The 15,438-nt window shown below is 34.4% G+C and carries 18 protein-coding genes; 13 read left to right on the forward strand and 5 right to left on the reverse strand.

The window, feature by feature from the left end; translation table 11 throughout:
• Positions 1 to 74 precede the first annotated feature (74 nt).
• From A5889_RS16310 to A5889_RS16330, 5 genes are all read right to left on the reverse strand, one after another.
• Positions 75 to 1,265, reverse strand: coding sequence for a site-specific integrase (locus tag A5889_RS16310; protein WP_207114569.1), 1,191 nt, complete (start codon positions 1,263 to 1,265; stop codon positions 75 to 77).
• A gap of 79 nt (positions 1,266 to 1,344) precedes the next feature.
• Entirely contained in the window at positions 1,345 to 1,551 is a 207-nt protein-coding gene (locus tag A5889_RS16315) for a hypothetical protein (RefSeq protein ID WP_002367045.1), read from the reverse strand.
• A gap of 621 nt (positions 1,552 to 2,172) precedes the next feature.
• Positions 2,173 to 2,373 (reverse strand): helix-turn-helix domain-containing protein, encoded by a 201-nt coding sequence (locus A5889_RS16320; RefSeq protein ID WP_002372173.1) that lies wholly within the window; start codon positions 2,371 to 2,373, stop codon positions 2,173 to 2,175.
• A gap of 66 nt (positions 2,374 to 2,439) precedes the next feature.
• Entirely contained in the window at positions 2,440 to 2,844 is a 405-nt protein-coding gene (locus A5889_RS16325; protein ID WP_207114568.1) for a sigma-70 family RNA polymerase sigma factor, read from the reverse strand.
• A gap of 17 nt (positions 2,845 to 2,861) precedes the next feature.
• Entirely contained in the window at positions 2,862 to 3,320 is a 459-nt protein-coding gene (locus tag A5889_RS16330) for a hypothetical protein (protein ID WP_085406440.1), read from the reverse strand.
• 393 nt (positions 3,321 to 3,713) lie between these two features.
• Between A5889_RS16330 and arsD2 the strand changes: the two genes are divergently transcribed.
• From arsD2 to cadC, 13 genes are all read left to right on the forward strand, one after another.
• The gene (gene arsD2, locus A5889_RS16335; RefSeq protein WP_087639824.1) at positions 3,714 to 4,025 is read left to right on the forward strand and encodes an arsenite efflux transporter metallochaperone ArsD-related protein; all 312 of its coding nucleotides are present in this window, start codon (positions 3,714 to 3,716) and stop codon (positions 4,023 to 4,025) included.
• Positions 4,026 to 4,044: 19 nt separating this feature from the next.
• Positions 4,045 to 5,784, forward strand: a complete 1,740-nt coding sequence (gene arsA, locus A5889_RS16340; RefSeq protein ID WP_087639825.1) for an arsenite efflux transporter ATPase subunit ArsA — start codon at positions 4,045 to 4,047, stop codon at positions 5,782 to 5,784.
• A 95-nt stretch (positions 5,785 to 5,879) separates the two neighbouring features.
• Positions 5,880 to 6,173, forward strand: coding sequence for an ArsR/SmtB family transcription factor (locus tag A5889_RS16345; protein WP_002333381.1), 294 nt, complete (start codon positions 5,880 to 5,882; stop codon positions 6,171 to 6,173).
• A gap of 1 nt (position 6,174) precedes the next feature.
• Entirely contained in the window at positions 6,175 to 6,546 is a 372-nt protein-coding gene (arsD, locus tag A5889_RS16350; protein ID WP_000049327.1) for an arsenite efflux transporter metallochaperone ArsD, read from the forward strand.
• Positions 6,547 to 6,679: 133 nt separating this feature from the next.
• Complete coding sequence (gene arsR / locus A5889_RS16355) at positions 6,680 to 7,045, forward strand: As(III)-sensing metalloregulatory transcriptional repressor ArsR (RefSeq protein ID WP_087639826.1); 366 nt, start codon at positions 6,680 to 6,682, stop codon at positions 7,043 to 7,045.
• A gap of 35 nt (positions 7,046 to 7,080) precedes the next feature.
• A complete protein-coding gene (arsA, locus tag A5889_RS16360; protein ID WP_002333378.1) occupies positions 7,081 to 8,823 on the forward strand; it encodes an arsenite efflux transporter ATPase subunit ArsA in 1,743 nt (580 codons plus the stop codon).
• 80 nt (positions 8,824 to 8,903) lie between these two features.
• Positions 8,904 to 9,983 (forward strand): arsenite efflux transporter membrane subunit ArsB, encoded by a 1,080-nt coding sequence (arsB, locus tag A5889_RS16365; RefSeq protein ID WP_242585304.1) that lies wholly within the window; start codon positions 8,904 to 8,906, stop codon positions 9,981 to 9,983.
• Positions 9,984 to 10,012: 29 nt separating this feature from the next.
• On the forward strand, positions 10,013 to 11,068 hold the full coding sequence (gene arsB / locus A5889_RS16370) for an arsenite efflux transporter membrane subunit ArsB (RefSeq protein WP_176372792.1): 1,056 nt from the start codon (positions 10,013 to 10,015) through the stop codon (positions 11,066 to 11,068).
• A 20-nt stretch (positions 11,069 to 11,088) separates the two neighbouring features.
• Positions 11,089 to 12,762, forward strand: coding sequence for an FAD-dependent oxidoreductase (locus A5889_RS16375; protein WP_087639828.1), 1,674 nt, complete (start codon positions 11,089 to 11,091; stop codon positions 12,760 to 12,762).
• 25 nt (positions 12,763 to 12,787) lie between these two features.
• Positions 12,788 to 12,961 carry a hypothetical protein gene (locus tag A5889_RS16380; RefSeq protein ID WP_176372758.1) on the forward strand — a complete coding sequence of 58 codons (174 nt, stop codon included), beginning with the start codon at positions 12,788 to 12,790 and terminating at the stop codon, positions 12,959 to 12,961.
• Between the two features lie 78 nt (positions 12,962 to 13,039).
• Positions 13,040 to 13,975: an ABC transporter ATP-binding protein gene (locus A5889_RS16385; protein ID WP_087639829.1), complete on the forward strand. Its 936-nt coding sequence runs from the start codon at positions 13,040 to 13,042 to the stop codon at positions 13,973 to 13,975.
• Entirely contained in the window at positions 13,968 to 14,738 is a 771-nt protein-coding gene (locus A5889_RS16390) for an ABC transporter permease (RefSeq protein ID WP_087639830.1), read from the forward strand. The genes A5889_RS16385 and A5889_RS16390 overlap by 8 nt, the downstream gene beginning before the upstream one ends.
• Positions 14,739 to 15,077: 339 nt before the next feature.
• Positions 15,078 to 15,434 carry a Cd(II)-sensing metalloregulatory transcriptional repressor CadC gene (gene cadC, locus A5889_RS16395; protein ID WP_003744462.1) on the forward strand — a complete coding sequence of 119 codons (357 nt, stop codon included), beginning with the start codon at positions 15,078 to 15,080 and terminating at the stop codon, positions 15,432 to 15,434.
• Positions 15,435 to 15,438: the final 4 nt, after the last annotated feature.

The following is a 15,438-nucleotide window of genomic DNA, read 5'->3' on the forward strand; positions in this document are numbered from 1 at the left end:
TTGATTTATCAATGTTTCTGGTGCTTCTTTTTTTCGTAAAAGCAAACTAACTACAAAACTAACTACAACAGCGATTAAAATAAATATTTCTCTTTTTCAATGAATTGTGCGAATTGATCTGCACTGCGTTCTTCACGTTCAGGATAGAAGTAGTTATAGACCTGACGAGTCATTTTAGAATCTTTATGACCAACTCGGTACATAATATCCTCTAAGTTCATATCAGCCATTGCGCAAAGAGAGACATGTGTTTTTCTAAATTCATGAAGTGTAATTCGTTTTAAGTTGTACTTAGTCGCTATGACATCATACCAGTCATTTGGCTGACCGGGGCGACAAAAATGATTATCTTTATTAGGGAAGACTAGCTGATGCTTATTCGTTGCTCTAATTCCCAAAACTTTAAACTCAAACTGCTGTCTAGTTCGCCATTCCTGTAACATAGCCATCGTTTCTAAATCAATTGAAATAGTCCTTTTACCGGCATTTGTTTTGGCGCTTTGACTGGCTACTTTAGTTTTTTTAGATTTTGGATCGTACTCAACTTCTGCCAATGTTTTACTGATCGTTAATTTGTTACTATCAAAATTAATATCGTTCCATTCTAAGGCAAGTATTTCAGATTTTCTTGCACCAGTATAGGCTAAAACACGAAAATAAGTTTCGATTTTCATATTGTCATGTTTTTTACAAGACTCCAAGAAAATGGCTAATTCTTTTGGTGTATAAACAGTCATTGTTTCTGTAGCGACTAAATGTTCATCAATTTCTTGACGTTTGATTGGTTCAGTTTTACGCATGGGATTTTCAAGAATCAATTCCTGTTGAACACCATATTGTAAAATTTGAGCAACAGCCCTGCGGAAATAATAAGCTTGCTTATAACCATCTCTTATCCAGCGACGATTGACTTGAGTACAAAATCGGACTGAAATGTCTTTAAGCATTTTATTTCCGAAGTATTCAAGTGCATGATCTTCAATCGCTCTTCTTGTTATCATGATAGTAGATGGTTTTACTTTTAAACGATATTGTTCAATAAATTCTTCATAAAGCTCTTTAAACGTAATATTACCATTCATCTTTAACTTATTTTTATCAAAATCAAGTTGTAACTGTCGATAAGTTTGCTGGGCTTCCTTTTTTGTTTGGAAACCACTTCTAGTAGTGCGTACTTCTTCACCAAATTCAGTTTTTCCAAGGTAACATTGGAATTTCCAAAGCTTTTGATTGTACTTAGTGTATTGTTTAAAAGATACTGACATATAAAATCTTCCTTCCTAATTCATTATTTGGATTAGGATATTTTGTTGTTTGTAAGATTTTAATATTCGTTTTTATTCCCTATTGATGTTCAGCGCTTTTTAATTGATTTAAAACGTTCTTTAAGTCTTCTAGGTCATATAAATGTTGTCTCCCGATAATAACCGCTTCTAAACCGTTTAGATGAAGCATTTTTAACGTGTCGAAACCAATATGCAGCTCTTTCATTAAGGTTTGTTGGTTCACATATCTACCAAGAATCAAAGGTACTTTATCAGGAGTATTCATAGGCAATTTCCTTTCTGAGACTAATAGAATATTCAAAATTAATCAATAAAATTTTATTCAACCTTTCTTTCAGATACAGTATATGTTTCAAGGGATGCGAGCTAGAAGCAAATACTGTATATTGATTATAAGACTTCCAGCTCCCATTTCCTAGAAAAATATTGATGAGTTAAAATCTTACTTCTTACAAATATCGTTTTGATTTTATAAATTGGATAAATATAAATATGTGTTTAAGCTTCAATATCTTAAATAGTAATCTGTTAATTTGTCTCTTTTCTTCTATCAAATTATCTTTTGTCAAAAGATATCATAGGAGTTTCACCTCTCCCCAGTTTATGGCGAGCTTTACAGAAGTATCATTATATTCTTTGCATGTCGTGGCAGTAGGTGACAAGTCTACTTTGCTTGAAAAAAATCGCTCGCAGTAAAATACACGGTCATGGCGCTTTTCAAGCGTTGCTCAATACAAAGAAAACGTATTTGATAGAAGATTATTCAATTATCAAAGATCAATGTTTCTATAAGTAAATTGGAAAAAGAAGAAATAAAAGCAACATAATTCAGATTTTTTTCAAAAAAGATAGAAAAGAGACAGGCAAAGTAGCCTGTCTCTCTAATTTAACCAAGGTATTTTTCTGGATCAAAATTGCGGACTATTTTTATAAAAGTTTCAGTTAAGTTTTGAAAGCAATCTTCATCCAAATAGCCTTGTCTGGATGCTTCTTTAATTAGCAAGGGCTTGAAATCTTTAAGTAACAATTCCATAGCTTGTTCATCCCCTTTTTTGGCTTGTTCAATTAGTGGTAAGAAATTTTTCATGATATCCCCTCCTTCCTTAGTGTTAGGTGAAAGATGGAAGGAGGAGCACGACTGTTAGACCATTGATTATCTTTTTAAAAATACCTCAAGTTTTTTTAATAATCTTTTTCTGAATATAGAGACTCCTTGACGGCTGATATCAAAAATTCGGGCAATTTCACTATCTGTTTTACATTGAATATATTTTTCATAAAGTAGTTTTTTTTCTTTGAAGTTTAGTTGTTCAATAGCCCTAGATAGCGCTTCGTCCTCAGCGAAATTTTCTAGATTCACAATTTCAGATTCTGAGATAAAATCAAGAGATAAATAAGATTCGGATATACTGCTTCTCATAATATCTTCTAATGAATCAGTTGGAAAGTAGGTATGAGAATATTTTTGTTTCTTTTTTAGGCAAGCACTGGCAGAATTTTTAATAGATTGCTGTACATAACTAACAAATAAATAGTTAACTTCAACTTCTGATTTCATGATTGAATCATCCTTTACTAATTATTTAATTTATACTGCCAGTAACCTCGAGTCACTTTCTCGACGTTTATAGAAGAATCTGAATTCATTCTTGGTAAAATATTGTTCGTCAAATTTGAGTAGTTGATAGATAGTTGAAAATCATTGATTAGTTTTTCATATATTTGTTTATTACTTAGTGGCACACCATGACTTTTAAGAAGATGAGAAATTTGTAATGCTATTTTTGAGTAAGGAAGGTAGGATTTTCCTTCTTTTTTTGCTAATAAGTACTTAGCGTTCTCAATATCTTCTTTTTTAATATGATTTTGTCTCATTGTCGAATATTCATTATTTTCGTGAACATTCGTGGTAGTTTGACTAAGCTCATTTAATCGCTCTTTTAAGTCAAAATATTGTTCAGTTAGTTGTCGTCTTTCAGTCATAATTGCTTGCATAAGATGGTAAATGACTTTTTTTTCATCAGAAATATTCATAATTTCTCCTTTCAAATTAGGTATTCAACAATAAATTGAAATACCTAATGGAAAAAGCAACAAATATTATATATTGACAACACATAGATTCTCATCTATATTATACATAGATGTCGATCTATGTGAAAGGATGAGGCGTATTGAAATGAAAAGACTTAGTTGATATCAAAATGGTTGAATGTAAGTAATTGTAGTGTAGTTTCTTCTGTTTCAATTTGCTAAGTTTAAACCTGTGACTAGCTGGGGAAACTAGCAAATGAAATGATACTCATACAGGCTTTAGAAATGAAACCGTAAAAGTATAAAAATAAACAGAGGGGTTTAAGGAGACAATCTCCCTATTTTTTTGATCGACACATAGATATTTATCTATGTGTTTGAAGGAGGAATAAAGTGAAATCATTAGTTTTATTTGAGTCAGAGATGTGTTGTGGCATCAAAAAGACAGGAGCAGAAGTAAATAAAAATCTATTATATTTGAGCCCAACATTACAGAAAATTCAACGAGAAACAAATTACGAAGTGGAGCGTCATAGCTTAACAATTGAACCAAATGTATTTTTGGAAAATGAGGAAGTCAAATCATTAATAGATAAAAATGGCATTAGTGTCTTACCGATAACCGTTGTGGATGGAGAGGTAAAAAAGTTTGGTGCCTATCCCTCATTAAAAGAATTTGAAAATTTTACAGGTGTAAATGAATAAAAATTAAGGAGGAAATATCATGGAAATGTATCAACCAGAGGCAATTAATTTAACGAAATATCTATTTTTCACAGGTAAAGGAGGTGTTGGGAAAACTTCTACAGCTAGTGCTACAGCAACTTATCTAGCTGATAAAGGGAAACAAGTCATGTTGGTTAGTACCGACCCAGCAAGTAATTTGCAGGATGTCTTTGAATTAGAACTCTCAAATAAAGGGACTAAAATTCCTAATGTAGAAGGTTTAGTTGTCGCCAACTTTGACCCTGTGGAGGCGGCTAATGACTATAAAGAAAGTATTGTAGGACCTTATCGTGGTAAATTGCCAGATTCAGTTTTGGAAAATATGGAAGAACAATTGTCAGGCTCTTGTACTGTAGAGATAGCCTCATTTAATGAATTTGCCAATTTTTTAACGGATAAAGAAGCCTCTACAAAATTTGATCATATTATTTTTGATACTGCCCCAACAGGTCACACTCTGAGAATGCTTCAATTACCTTCTGCTTGGAATAATTATTTAGATGAGAATGAGAACGCAACTGCTCCTTTAGGACAATTATCAGGTGCTGTAGACAAAAAAGAAATGTATGATCTAGCTGTTAAAACCTTAATTGACGGTCAGAAAACGACGTTGATGTTGGTAACGAGACCACAAAAAACGTCTTTATTAGAAGCAGATAGAGCTTCAAAAGAATTGGAAGAAATGGGGATTAAAAATCAAGCATTAATTATTAATGGGGTACTGGAAGAAGCAACAGATAAAGTATCTGAGGAATTTTATGCTATTCAACAGGAAGCATTAAAACAAATGCCAGCAAGTTTAGCTAAGTATCCAGAATATTTTGTACCATTACGTCCATATAATTTAACCGGAATTGAAAATATTAGAAAATTATTGAATGAACATCAAGAAGAACTATTGACGGGATCAATTAAACCAAAAGAATTTCCCCACTTACAAGTCATTGTGGATAATTTATATAAAACGGATAAAAAAGTTATTTTTACAATGGGTAAAGGTGGCGTAGGGAAGACGACGATAGCCGCAGCAATTGCAATGGCTTTAGCTGACAAAGGAAAAAAAGTTCATTTAGCAACGACTGATCCAGCAGCACATCTTCAATTTGTTATTTCAGAAACTGACAAAATTAGCGTGAGTCATATTGATGAAGAAAAAGAACTAGCTGATTATCAGTCTGAGGTATTAACAAAGGCTCGTGAAACAATGTCAGAAGAAGATGTGGCTTATGTTGAAGAAGACCTACGTTCCCCTTGCACACAGGAGATTGCTGTTTTTAGAAAGTTTGCGGAAATAGTTGAAGGAGCAGATAGTGATGTTGTTGTGATTGATACCGCACCAACAGGTCATACACTATTGCTATTAGATTCAACACAAAGCTACCACATGGAGATTGAACGTTCTTCTGGAGATATACCCGAGTCTGTTCAAAAGCTACTGCCTAAGCTACAAAATGGGGATGAAACAGAAGTAGTAATGGTCACATTACCCGAAGCAACACCTGTTTATGAATCAATTCGGTTAAAAGATGACTTGGAGAGAGCGGGAATCGCTCGTACTTGGTGGGTAGTGAACAACAGCATGCTTTCTAGCGGAACAACGAATCCAATGCTTTTAGCACGAGCACAAAATGAAGAAGTTTGGATAGATAAGGTAGCAGAGCTGTCTAACAATCATTACGCAGTGATTGAATGGAAAGCTGAGGATATTTCAGGAGATGCATTAAGAGATATTTTGTAATTTACGATAGAATACAACTCATATTTTACTCATTGACAAAACATAGATAAAGTTCTATATTAAATATAGATGAATATCTATATGGAGGTGAGAATATGGATTATTTAGGATTATCAAAAATTATGAAGGCAATTGCAGAGCCTAATAGACTTCAAATATTAGATATGATTTCAACTGGTGAAAAGTGTGCATGTGATATTTTGGATAATTTTGATTTTACTCAGCCGACACTATCACATCATATGAAGGTTTTAATTGAGGCAGGAGTAGTAACCGCACGTAAAGAAGGCAAATGGCAATATTATTCTCTGGTAACAGAGAACATTGAAGAGTTTCAAGAATTAATACATCAGATATTGAATATAAAACAAAAAGAAGGAGTTATGTAAAATGAGTAAAGTATCGTTGTATGAACCAGCAATGTGTTGTGACACAGGAGTTTGTGGTCCCGGAGTAGATACAGAATTGCTTCGAGTTTCCTCTATTATTCAAACATTGGAAAAAGCCGATGGTGTAGAAGTAGAGCGTTTTAATTTAACAGGTAATCCTGCAGCATTCGTAGAAAATGAAAAAATTGGGGAGTTGTTACAGTCTAAAGGAGCCGACATACTACCAGTTGTTTTATTAGATGGTGAAATTGTGAAAATGGCTGGTTATCCGTCAAATGAGGAGTTTAGTGTCTATACTGGTGTTAATTTCTCAGAGGATAAGAAAGAAGAACAATCAAATAGTTGTTGCTCTCCATCATCTGGATGTTGCTAAAACGAAGAAACTAAAGCCTATGAGAAGAGATTCTCATAGGCTTTTTTATTAAGTGAGACAGAATCTATTGACAATAGATAGATGAACATCTATATTATACATAGAAGAACTTCTATGTATGGAGGGATGAAAGATGGATTATGAATTAACAGCAAAAGTTTTTAAAGCATTAGGAGACCCAAAAAGGGTTCAAATTGTGGATATGCTCTCTTGTGGTGAGCGTTGTGCATGTGATTTATTAGAGCATTTTGAATTTACGCAACCAACGCTTTCCCATCACATGAAAGTGTTAATGAATGCAGGGATTGTTCAAGCTAGAAAATCAGGGACATGGCACAATTATTCATTGAATGCGGAGAATATGAAAGTATTATCTAGTGTCATTCAAACAATCATTCAAAACACGGATGACTGTATTTGTCATACGATTGATAATGCTGCATGTTCTTGTGAGGCTAAAGGGAGAGTAACAGCTACAAAGAAAGTAACAACTGCTTAGAATGATGATGCTAAATTTAAAGGAGGAAACCAAACATGAAATTGTACCAACCAGATCAGCTACCATTAACAAAGTATCTATTTTTTACAGGAAAGGGAGGTGTTGGTAAAACAACGACTGCTTGTGGCACTGCTACTTATTTAGCAGATAGTGGGAAAAAAGTTATGTTAGTCAGTACCGATCCAGCAAGTAATTTACAAGATGTTTTTCAAACAGAATTAACAAATAAAGGGAAAGAAATTCCAGAAGTTCCGGGATTAACTGTAGCAAATTTTGATCCTGTAACAGCAGCTGATGACTATAAAGAAAGTGTTGTGGGACCATTTAGAGGGAAACTACCTGATTCTGCTTTAGCGAATATGGAGGAACAATTATCTGGTTCTTGTACAGTAGAGATTGCTGCATTTAATGAATTTTCTGGTTTTTTAACTGATCCAGAAGCAGAGAAAAAGTATGATTATATTATTTTTGATACTGCACCAACAGGTCACACGTTAAGAATGTTACAGTTACCATCTGCATGGAGTAATTTTATGGATGAAAATACAACAGGAGCTTCTTGCTTAGGTCAATTATCTGGTTTAGGTGATAAAAAGGAAATTTATGAGCATGCTGTAGCCACATTAGCTGATGGAGCAAAAACAACTTTAATGCTTGTAACAAGACCACAAAAGGCACCACTTTTAGAAGCAGATCGAGCTTCTAAAGAATTACAAGAGATAGGCATTGAAAATCAAGTTTTATTAGTGAATGGCGTCTTAGAGGAAGCAACAGATAAAGTATCTCAATTGATTTATGATGGACAACAAGAAGCGTTGGCACAAATGCCAGATAGTTTGAAAGCTTTTCCTGAGTACAGTATTCCTTTACGTTCTTACAATGTGACTGGTGTTGAAAATCTACGCCAATTGTTGAAATCCAATCAAGGTGAATTTTTAACTGAAATAGTCACACCAAGAGCATTTCCTAGATTGAAAGACATCGTGAATGAGTTGCATCAATCTGGTAAAAAAGTGATTTTTACAATGGGTAAAGGTGGCGTTGGGAAAACGACTATTGCTGCGGCAATTGCCACTGGTTTAGCAGATAAAGGCAAGAAAGTTCATTTGGCTACAACCGATCCAGCTGCTCATTTACAATTTGTGATTTCTGAATCCGATCAAATTAAGGTGAGTCATATCGATGAGGACAAGGAATTAGCAGATTATACAGAAGAAGTATTAAGCAAGGCTCGTGAAACGATGTCACCAGATGATGTTGCTTATGTAGAAGAAGATTTGCGTTCGCCTTGTACACAAGAAATCGCTGTATTCAGAGCTTTTGCAGAGATTGTGGATGATGCCGATTGTGATGTGGTAGTTATTGATACCGCACCAACAGGACATACTTTACTATTACTTGATTCTACCCAAAGCTACCATAAAGAAGTAGAGCGGACATCTGGTGAAGTACCAGAATCAGTGAAACGTCTCTTACCTCGTTTGCAAGATGGAAAAGAAACCGAAGTGGTCATGGTCACTTTACCTGAAACAACACCTGTTTATGAATCTATGCGACTACAGGAAGACTTGGATCGAGCAGGCATTGCTCATACATGGTGGGTCGTGAATAACAGTATGTTAACAAGTGGTACAACAAATCCAATGTTACTAGCCCGAGCACAAAATGAAAATACATGGATTGATAAAGTAGCAGAATTATCTAATAATCATTATGGGGTTGTAGAATGGCATGCAGAAGAAATCTCTGGAGAAGCACTACACAATATATTGAATTAGAAGCATTTTATTTTTTTTAATTGATAGATAGAATTTTTTCTATCTATCATGCACTTATTTGAATTTTATGATGGAGGAAGATGATGATGGAAAAAGAAGAACAAAAAGGATTGGGAATATTTGAAAAATATTTAACGCTTTGGGTGGCTTTGTGTATGGTTACGGGTGTTTTAATTGGGAAATATTTGCCAGCTGTTCCAGCAACTTTAGGGAAATTCGAGTATTATCAAGTATCTATTCCAACAGCAATCTTAATTTGGTTGATGATCTATCCGATGATGTTGAAAATAGATTTTACTAGTATTGTCAATGCAGCAAAAAAACCTAAAGGTCTGATTGTAACCTGTACAGTGAATTGGTTAATTAAGCCATTTACGATGTATGCCATTTCAGCATTTTTCTTTTTCGTTGTATTTAAAGGGATTATCCCAAATGATTTAGCTAAAGAATATGTTGCAGGAGCAGTATTGTTAGGTGCGGCACCCTGTACTGCAATGGTCTTTGTTTGGAGTTACTTAACCAAAGGAGATCCAGCTTATACATTAGTTCAAGTTGCGATTAATGATTTAATTATTTTAGTGTTGTATGCGCCAATCGTTGCTATTTTATTAGGTGTTGGAAATGTAGCTGTTCCAATTAATACGTTGATCTTGTCGACTGTTTTATTCGTAGTGATTCCACTTCTTTTAGGTGTTGTCACTCGAACATTCATTATAAAAAATAAAGGACTTCATTATTTTGAAACAGTATTTCTAAAAAAATTTGATAAGGTTACGATTATTGGGCTGCTCTTAACGCTAGTGATTATTTTTTCTTTTCAAGGTGAAAGAATCTTGAATAATCCACTGCACATTCTTTTGATTGCAATTCCGCTAACCATTCAAACACTATTGATTTTTGCTATTGCGTATACATGGGCTCGCTTTTGGAAGTTGCCTCATTCGATTGCTGCTCCGGCAGGCATGGTTGGAGCTAGTAATTTCTTTGAATTATCTGTAGCAGTAGCCATCTCACTATTTGGTTTACAGTCAGGGGCAACATTAGCAACAGTAGTGGGCGTATTAGTTGAAGTACCAGTCATGTTGCTATTAGTTAAAGTTGCGAATAGTACAGTTGGATGGTTTCAAAAAAATGAGTTACCTCAATCGTTAAGAAGCTAGTTTAAGAAGACTAAATTTATTACTTGGAGATGTTTATTGTGGCAGGTGTAACAAAAAAATTATCATTATTGGATCGTTATTTAACCCTCTGGATTTTTCTTGCAATGGGCTTTGGTATTGGATTAGGTTATTTTGTACCAGAGGTTGTGACAGGAATAAATAAACTGGAAGTTGGAACAACTTCTATACCTATTGCGATAGGCTTGATATTAATGATGTATCCACCGTTAGCTAAGGTGAAATATGAAGAGATGTGGCGTGTCTTTAAAGATTGGAAGGTTTTATTATTATCACTTTTCCAGAACTGGATTGTCGGTCCCATTTTAATGTTTATTTTAGCTGTTGTCTTTTTACATGATTATCCTGAATATATGGTGGGGTTAATTATGATTGGTCTGGCTCGTTGTATTGCAATGGTAATTGTGTGGAGTAACTTAGCTCAAGCGGACAATGAGTATACGGCAGGATTAGTGGCGTTCAATTCCATTTTTCAAATTATCTTTTATTCAGTGTTTGCCTATATTTTTGTGACAGTTATTCCGGGATGGTTAGGCTTAGAAACGCATGCTGTTTCAATTGGAATGGGTGAGATTGCAACAAGTGTTTTCATTTATTTAGGTATTCCTTTCATTGCAGGCTTTTTATCTCGTTGGATTCTAATAAAGAAAAAAGGAAAGAAATGGTATGAAGAAAAATTCATTCCTAAAATTAGTCCAATTACATTGGTTGCCTTATTATTTACAATTGTTGTGATGTTCTCCGTTAAAGGAGAAAAAGTCATTGAACTTCCAATGGATGTAGTAAGGATTGCCATTCCATTACTCATTTATTTTGTCCTTATGTTCTTTGTTTCATTCTTTATTTCTAAACGTATGGGAACCAGTTATCCAATTGCAGCTTCATTATCTTTTACCGCAGCGAGCAATAATTTTGAATTAGCAATTGCGGTAGCAGTTGGTGTATTTGGTATTAATTCAGGGGAAGCCTTTGCAGCAGTAATTGGTCCACTAGTGGAAGTTCCGGTTTTGATTGGTTTAGTAAATGTAGCATTGAAATTTAAGCAAAAATATTTTAAGCAAACTTAAAAAAGGAATGAGGCATCTTTATGAAAATTGTGATTATTGGTTCAGTAGCATCTGGGACAAGTGTGGCTGCAAAGGCTAGACGAAATACAGAGGAAGCAGAGATTGTTGTCTATGATCAAGATAAGGATATTTCCTATTCAATTTGCGGGATTCCTTATTATATAGGGGAGGAAGTTGAAGAGTTAGATAAGTTGACCCCTAGAAATGCTGCATGGTTTAAAAAGCGTTATAATGTAGATATTTTTACAGAGCATCGAGTGACAGCTATTCATCCTGAAACTCAAACGCTTGAGGTTGAGAATCTTCAAACAAAGGAGAAGAAAACCGAATCCTATGATGAATTGGTTTTAGCAACAGGAGCCAACCCGATTGTGCCAGAGATTTTTAAAGCACAGCAAGCCAATAGAAATCTTTTTCATGTTCGTAATATTCAAGATGCTGCTACAATTCACTCATTTATTGAAAAAGAAAAGCCGCAACAAGCCACAATTATTGGTGCAGGCTTTATTGGATTAGAAATGGCAGAGCAATTGGCTCATAAAGGAATAGAGGTAACTATTATTCAACGTGGCAATCAAGTCATGAACCAAATGGATGCTGATATGGCTTATCGTGTCCAAAAGGAGCTTGAAAAGAATCATGTTAAGCTTCAACTGAATACAACGATCACAAAAATAATTGAGAAGGATGGCTATATTACTGAATTAGCAACCAATCAAGGTCAAACAATCAAATCGGATTTAGTCATTCTTGCAGCTGGTGTTATTCCGAATACTTCACTTATTCAATCGACAACTATTCAATTGGGAAAATCTGGTGCGATTAAAGTAAATAAGAAAATGCAGACAACGGTACCACATATTTATGCGGTAGGAGATGTTGCTGAGAGCTATTCTGTCATTACAGATAAACCAATATATCGTCCACTTGGATCAACTGCTAATAAGATGGGTAGAATTGCAGGTGATATCATCACAGGAGGAACACTGGAACATCGTGGTATTTTAGGAACTGGTATTGTTCGAGTTTTTGATTTAGCGGTTGCATATACTGGTTTAACAGAAAAAGAAGCTCAATTAGAAGGATTAGAGACAGCTATTCTTTATAATATTAAGCCAGATCATGCGGACTACTTAGGTGGAAAAGAGCTGACAATCAAAGCTTTAGCAGATAAAAGTAGCGGGAGAATTCTTGGAGCTCAGATTATTGGAGAGCAAGGTGTAGATAAACGAATTGACGTAATTGCCACTGCCATTTCATTTGGTGCAGTAGCAGAAGATTTGTTCCATTTAGACCTTGCTTATGCACCACCATTTGCGACAACGAAAGACCCCATTCTTTATACTGGAATGGCGTTAGATAATGCAATAAGCAATGGAACACCTTTAATGACCCCAGCTGAATTGATTGAGCGACAAGCAAGTGGAGAACAACTTCAAATTATTGATACTCGTTCCAAAAAACAATATGAAATTTCTTGTGTTAAAGGGGCTATCCATATTCCATTAGCAGAAATACGTGATAGAGTGGCGGAGCTAGATAAAAATGTAACAACAATCACGTATTGCAATAAGGGAGTAACTGGAAATGCTGCTCAAAATATCCTGTTAAACGAAGGATTTAAAGAAGTCTATAATTTATCTGGAGGAAATAAAAATTACCAGATAATTGCCCAAATGCTTGCCTCTAACTGATTTAATGATGAAGGGAATTGAGTAGATGACAGAAGAAAAAAGAGCACTGGCAAGACTTGCTGGTGTCCTAGGAGCTTTCCTTGCTGCCAAACTGTTAAACTATCAAGTAAGTATTGGTATATTTGTAAATTTTGTTATAATTGTTGTGGTGCTATATGTTTTAGCTAAAAAGAGAGAATCTAAAGAAGATAGAAAATAGTTTGTTGCAAATGCAGTTGTACTTTGACTGCATTTGTTATTTGGCAAAAGATAATATTAGTAAGGAGGTAATTAGTAAATGAGCTATGCACTAGATTTAAAAGGTTTAAAAAAAGTATATTCAACTGGTGTTGAGGCACTACGTGGTATTGATTTAACTGTAGAAGAAGGAGATTTTTATGCACTGCTAGGTCCGAACGGTGCTGGGAAATCCACAACAATTGGAATTATTACCTCACTTGTTAATAAGACTGCTGGTCAAGTAAAGGTTTTTGATTATGATATTGACAATGATTTAGAGCGAGCAAAGCAACAGATTGGTCTTGTACCACAAGAATTTAATTTCAATCCTTTTGAAACAGTTCAACAAATTGTAGTAAATCAGGCAGGGTATTATGGTGTCTCTAGAAAAGAAGCTCTGAAACGTAGTGAAAAGTATTTGAAGCAGTCCAATTTATGGGAGAAAAGAAACGTTCGTGCCCGTATGTTATCTGGAGGAATGAAACGAAGACTTATGATAGCTCGAGCATTAATGCACGAGCCACGTCTGTTAATTCTTGATGAACCAACTGCTGGAGTAGACATTGAGCTTAGAAGAGAAATGTGGACGTTTTTAAGAGAGCTAAATGAAAGTGGTACAACTATCATTCTCACAACTCATTATTTAGAAGAAGCAGAGATGCTTTGTCGTAATATTGGAATTATTCAATCAGGTGAATTAATTGAGAATACAAGTATGAAATCACTTCTATCAAAGCTTCAATATGAGACTTTCATCTTTGATCTAGATAAATACGACAAAAAGCCTGTGATAAAAGGTTATAAAAACTTTTTTGAAGATGATCTAACACTTGCTATAGAAGTTGAACGAAATCAGGGAGTTAATAATATTTTTGAGCAGCTCAATCAGCAAAATATCAAGGTTCTTTCTATGCGTAATAAATCAAATAGATTGGAAGAGTTGTTCTTAAAAATTACCGAAGACAAACATCAAAAGGAGGAAAAAAATGTTTAGTATCTATTTTACAGCACTAAAAAGTTTAGCAGTTAAGGAGACAAATCGTTATCTGCGTATATGGGTACAAACTTTAGTGCCTCCTGTTATTACTACCTCTTTATATTTTGTTATTTTTGGGAAAATGATTGGTGGTCGTATTGGTGATATGGGGGGCTTCTCCTACATGGAATTTATTGTACCAGGGTTAATTATGATGTCAGTTATCACTAGTTCTTATGCCAATGTATCGTCTTCTTTTTTTTCTCAAAAGTTTCAAAAAAATATTGAAGAGTTGCTAGTCGCCCCAGTACCAACTCATATCATCATTTGGGGATTTGTGATTGGTGGACTTGGAAGAAGTATCTTAGTTGGTACACTAGTTACAATCATTTCTCTATTCTTTGTGCCTTTACATGTTTATTCATGGTTTATGGTCATTATAACATTTCTAATGACGGCAATTTTATTCTCCTTAGCAGGTTTAATCAATGGAGTTTTCGCTCAGTCATATGATGATGTATCAATTGTTCCAACATTTGTTCTACAGCCATTAACTTATCTTGGCGGTGTGTTTTATGCAATATCAATGCTACCACCTTTTTGGCAAGGAGTTTCAAAAGTCAATCCTATCGTTTATATGATTTCTGGGTTCAGATACGGTTTTCTAGGGACAACTGATGTGCCACTCGTCATTTCTATAACGATTCTAATTCTTTTTATTATCATCCTTTATTCTGTTTGTTGGTATCTTGTTGATAAAGGGAAAGGGCTGAGAAGCTAGTAAAGAAGGAATATCAAAGGTTGAGAGAGTAAAAATTAGATTATTAAACAGTAAAAAGATAGAAACTTATTTGTATTTCAATAATAAGATTCTATCTTTTTTTAATTTTAATGTCATCAAACGAATTAATTGAACAACAAATGATTGGAACAGGATTCAAATATTGAAACTTTTTCTAAGAGATTGCATATAGCGAAAATGACAAAACTTGTTGTCTGTATAAGTTAGTATCGGAACAAGGGAGCGTTCATAGACAATTGTATGGAATCAACATTGACATAATAAATTTGAAAGGCTATAATACAGTTGAGTGATTGCTCAATTGAAAGGGTGAGAAATATGAATAAACAAGAATTGATCTGTGATTGCGATGTTATACATAAAGAAGTTGTAGAGAAAGTGAAAGAAGTGATGCCTGAAAAACAAGCAATAACTAATTTAACTAGTTTATATAAGGCATTTGCAGATAAAACTAGATTGGAAATACTGTATGCATTACACGAGAGTGAAATGTGTGTTTGTGATTTGGCTGTGTTGCTGAATATGACGAAATCGGCAATTTCTCATCAATTAAAAACTTTAAGGCTCGCTAATCTGGTAAAAAACAGACGTGAGGGTAAGATTGTGTATTATTCGCTTACTGACAAACATGTGTATGAAATTTTCGAACAAAGTTTCAAGCATGTAGCAGAATGAATCT

The organism is Enterococcus sp. 9D6_DIV0238 (assembly GCF_002174455.2).
GTDB classification, from domain to species: domain Bacteria; phylum Bacillota; class Bacilli; order Lactobacillales; family Enterococcaceae; genus Enterococcus_L; species Enterococcus_L dunnyi.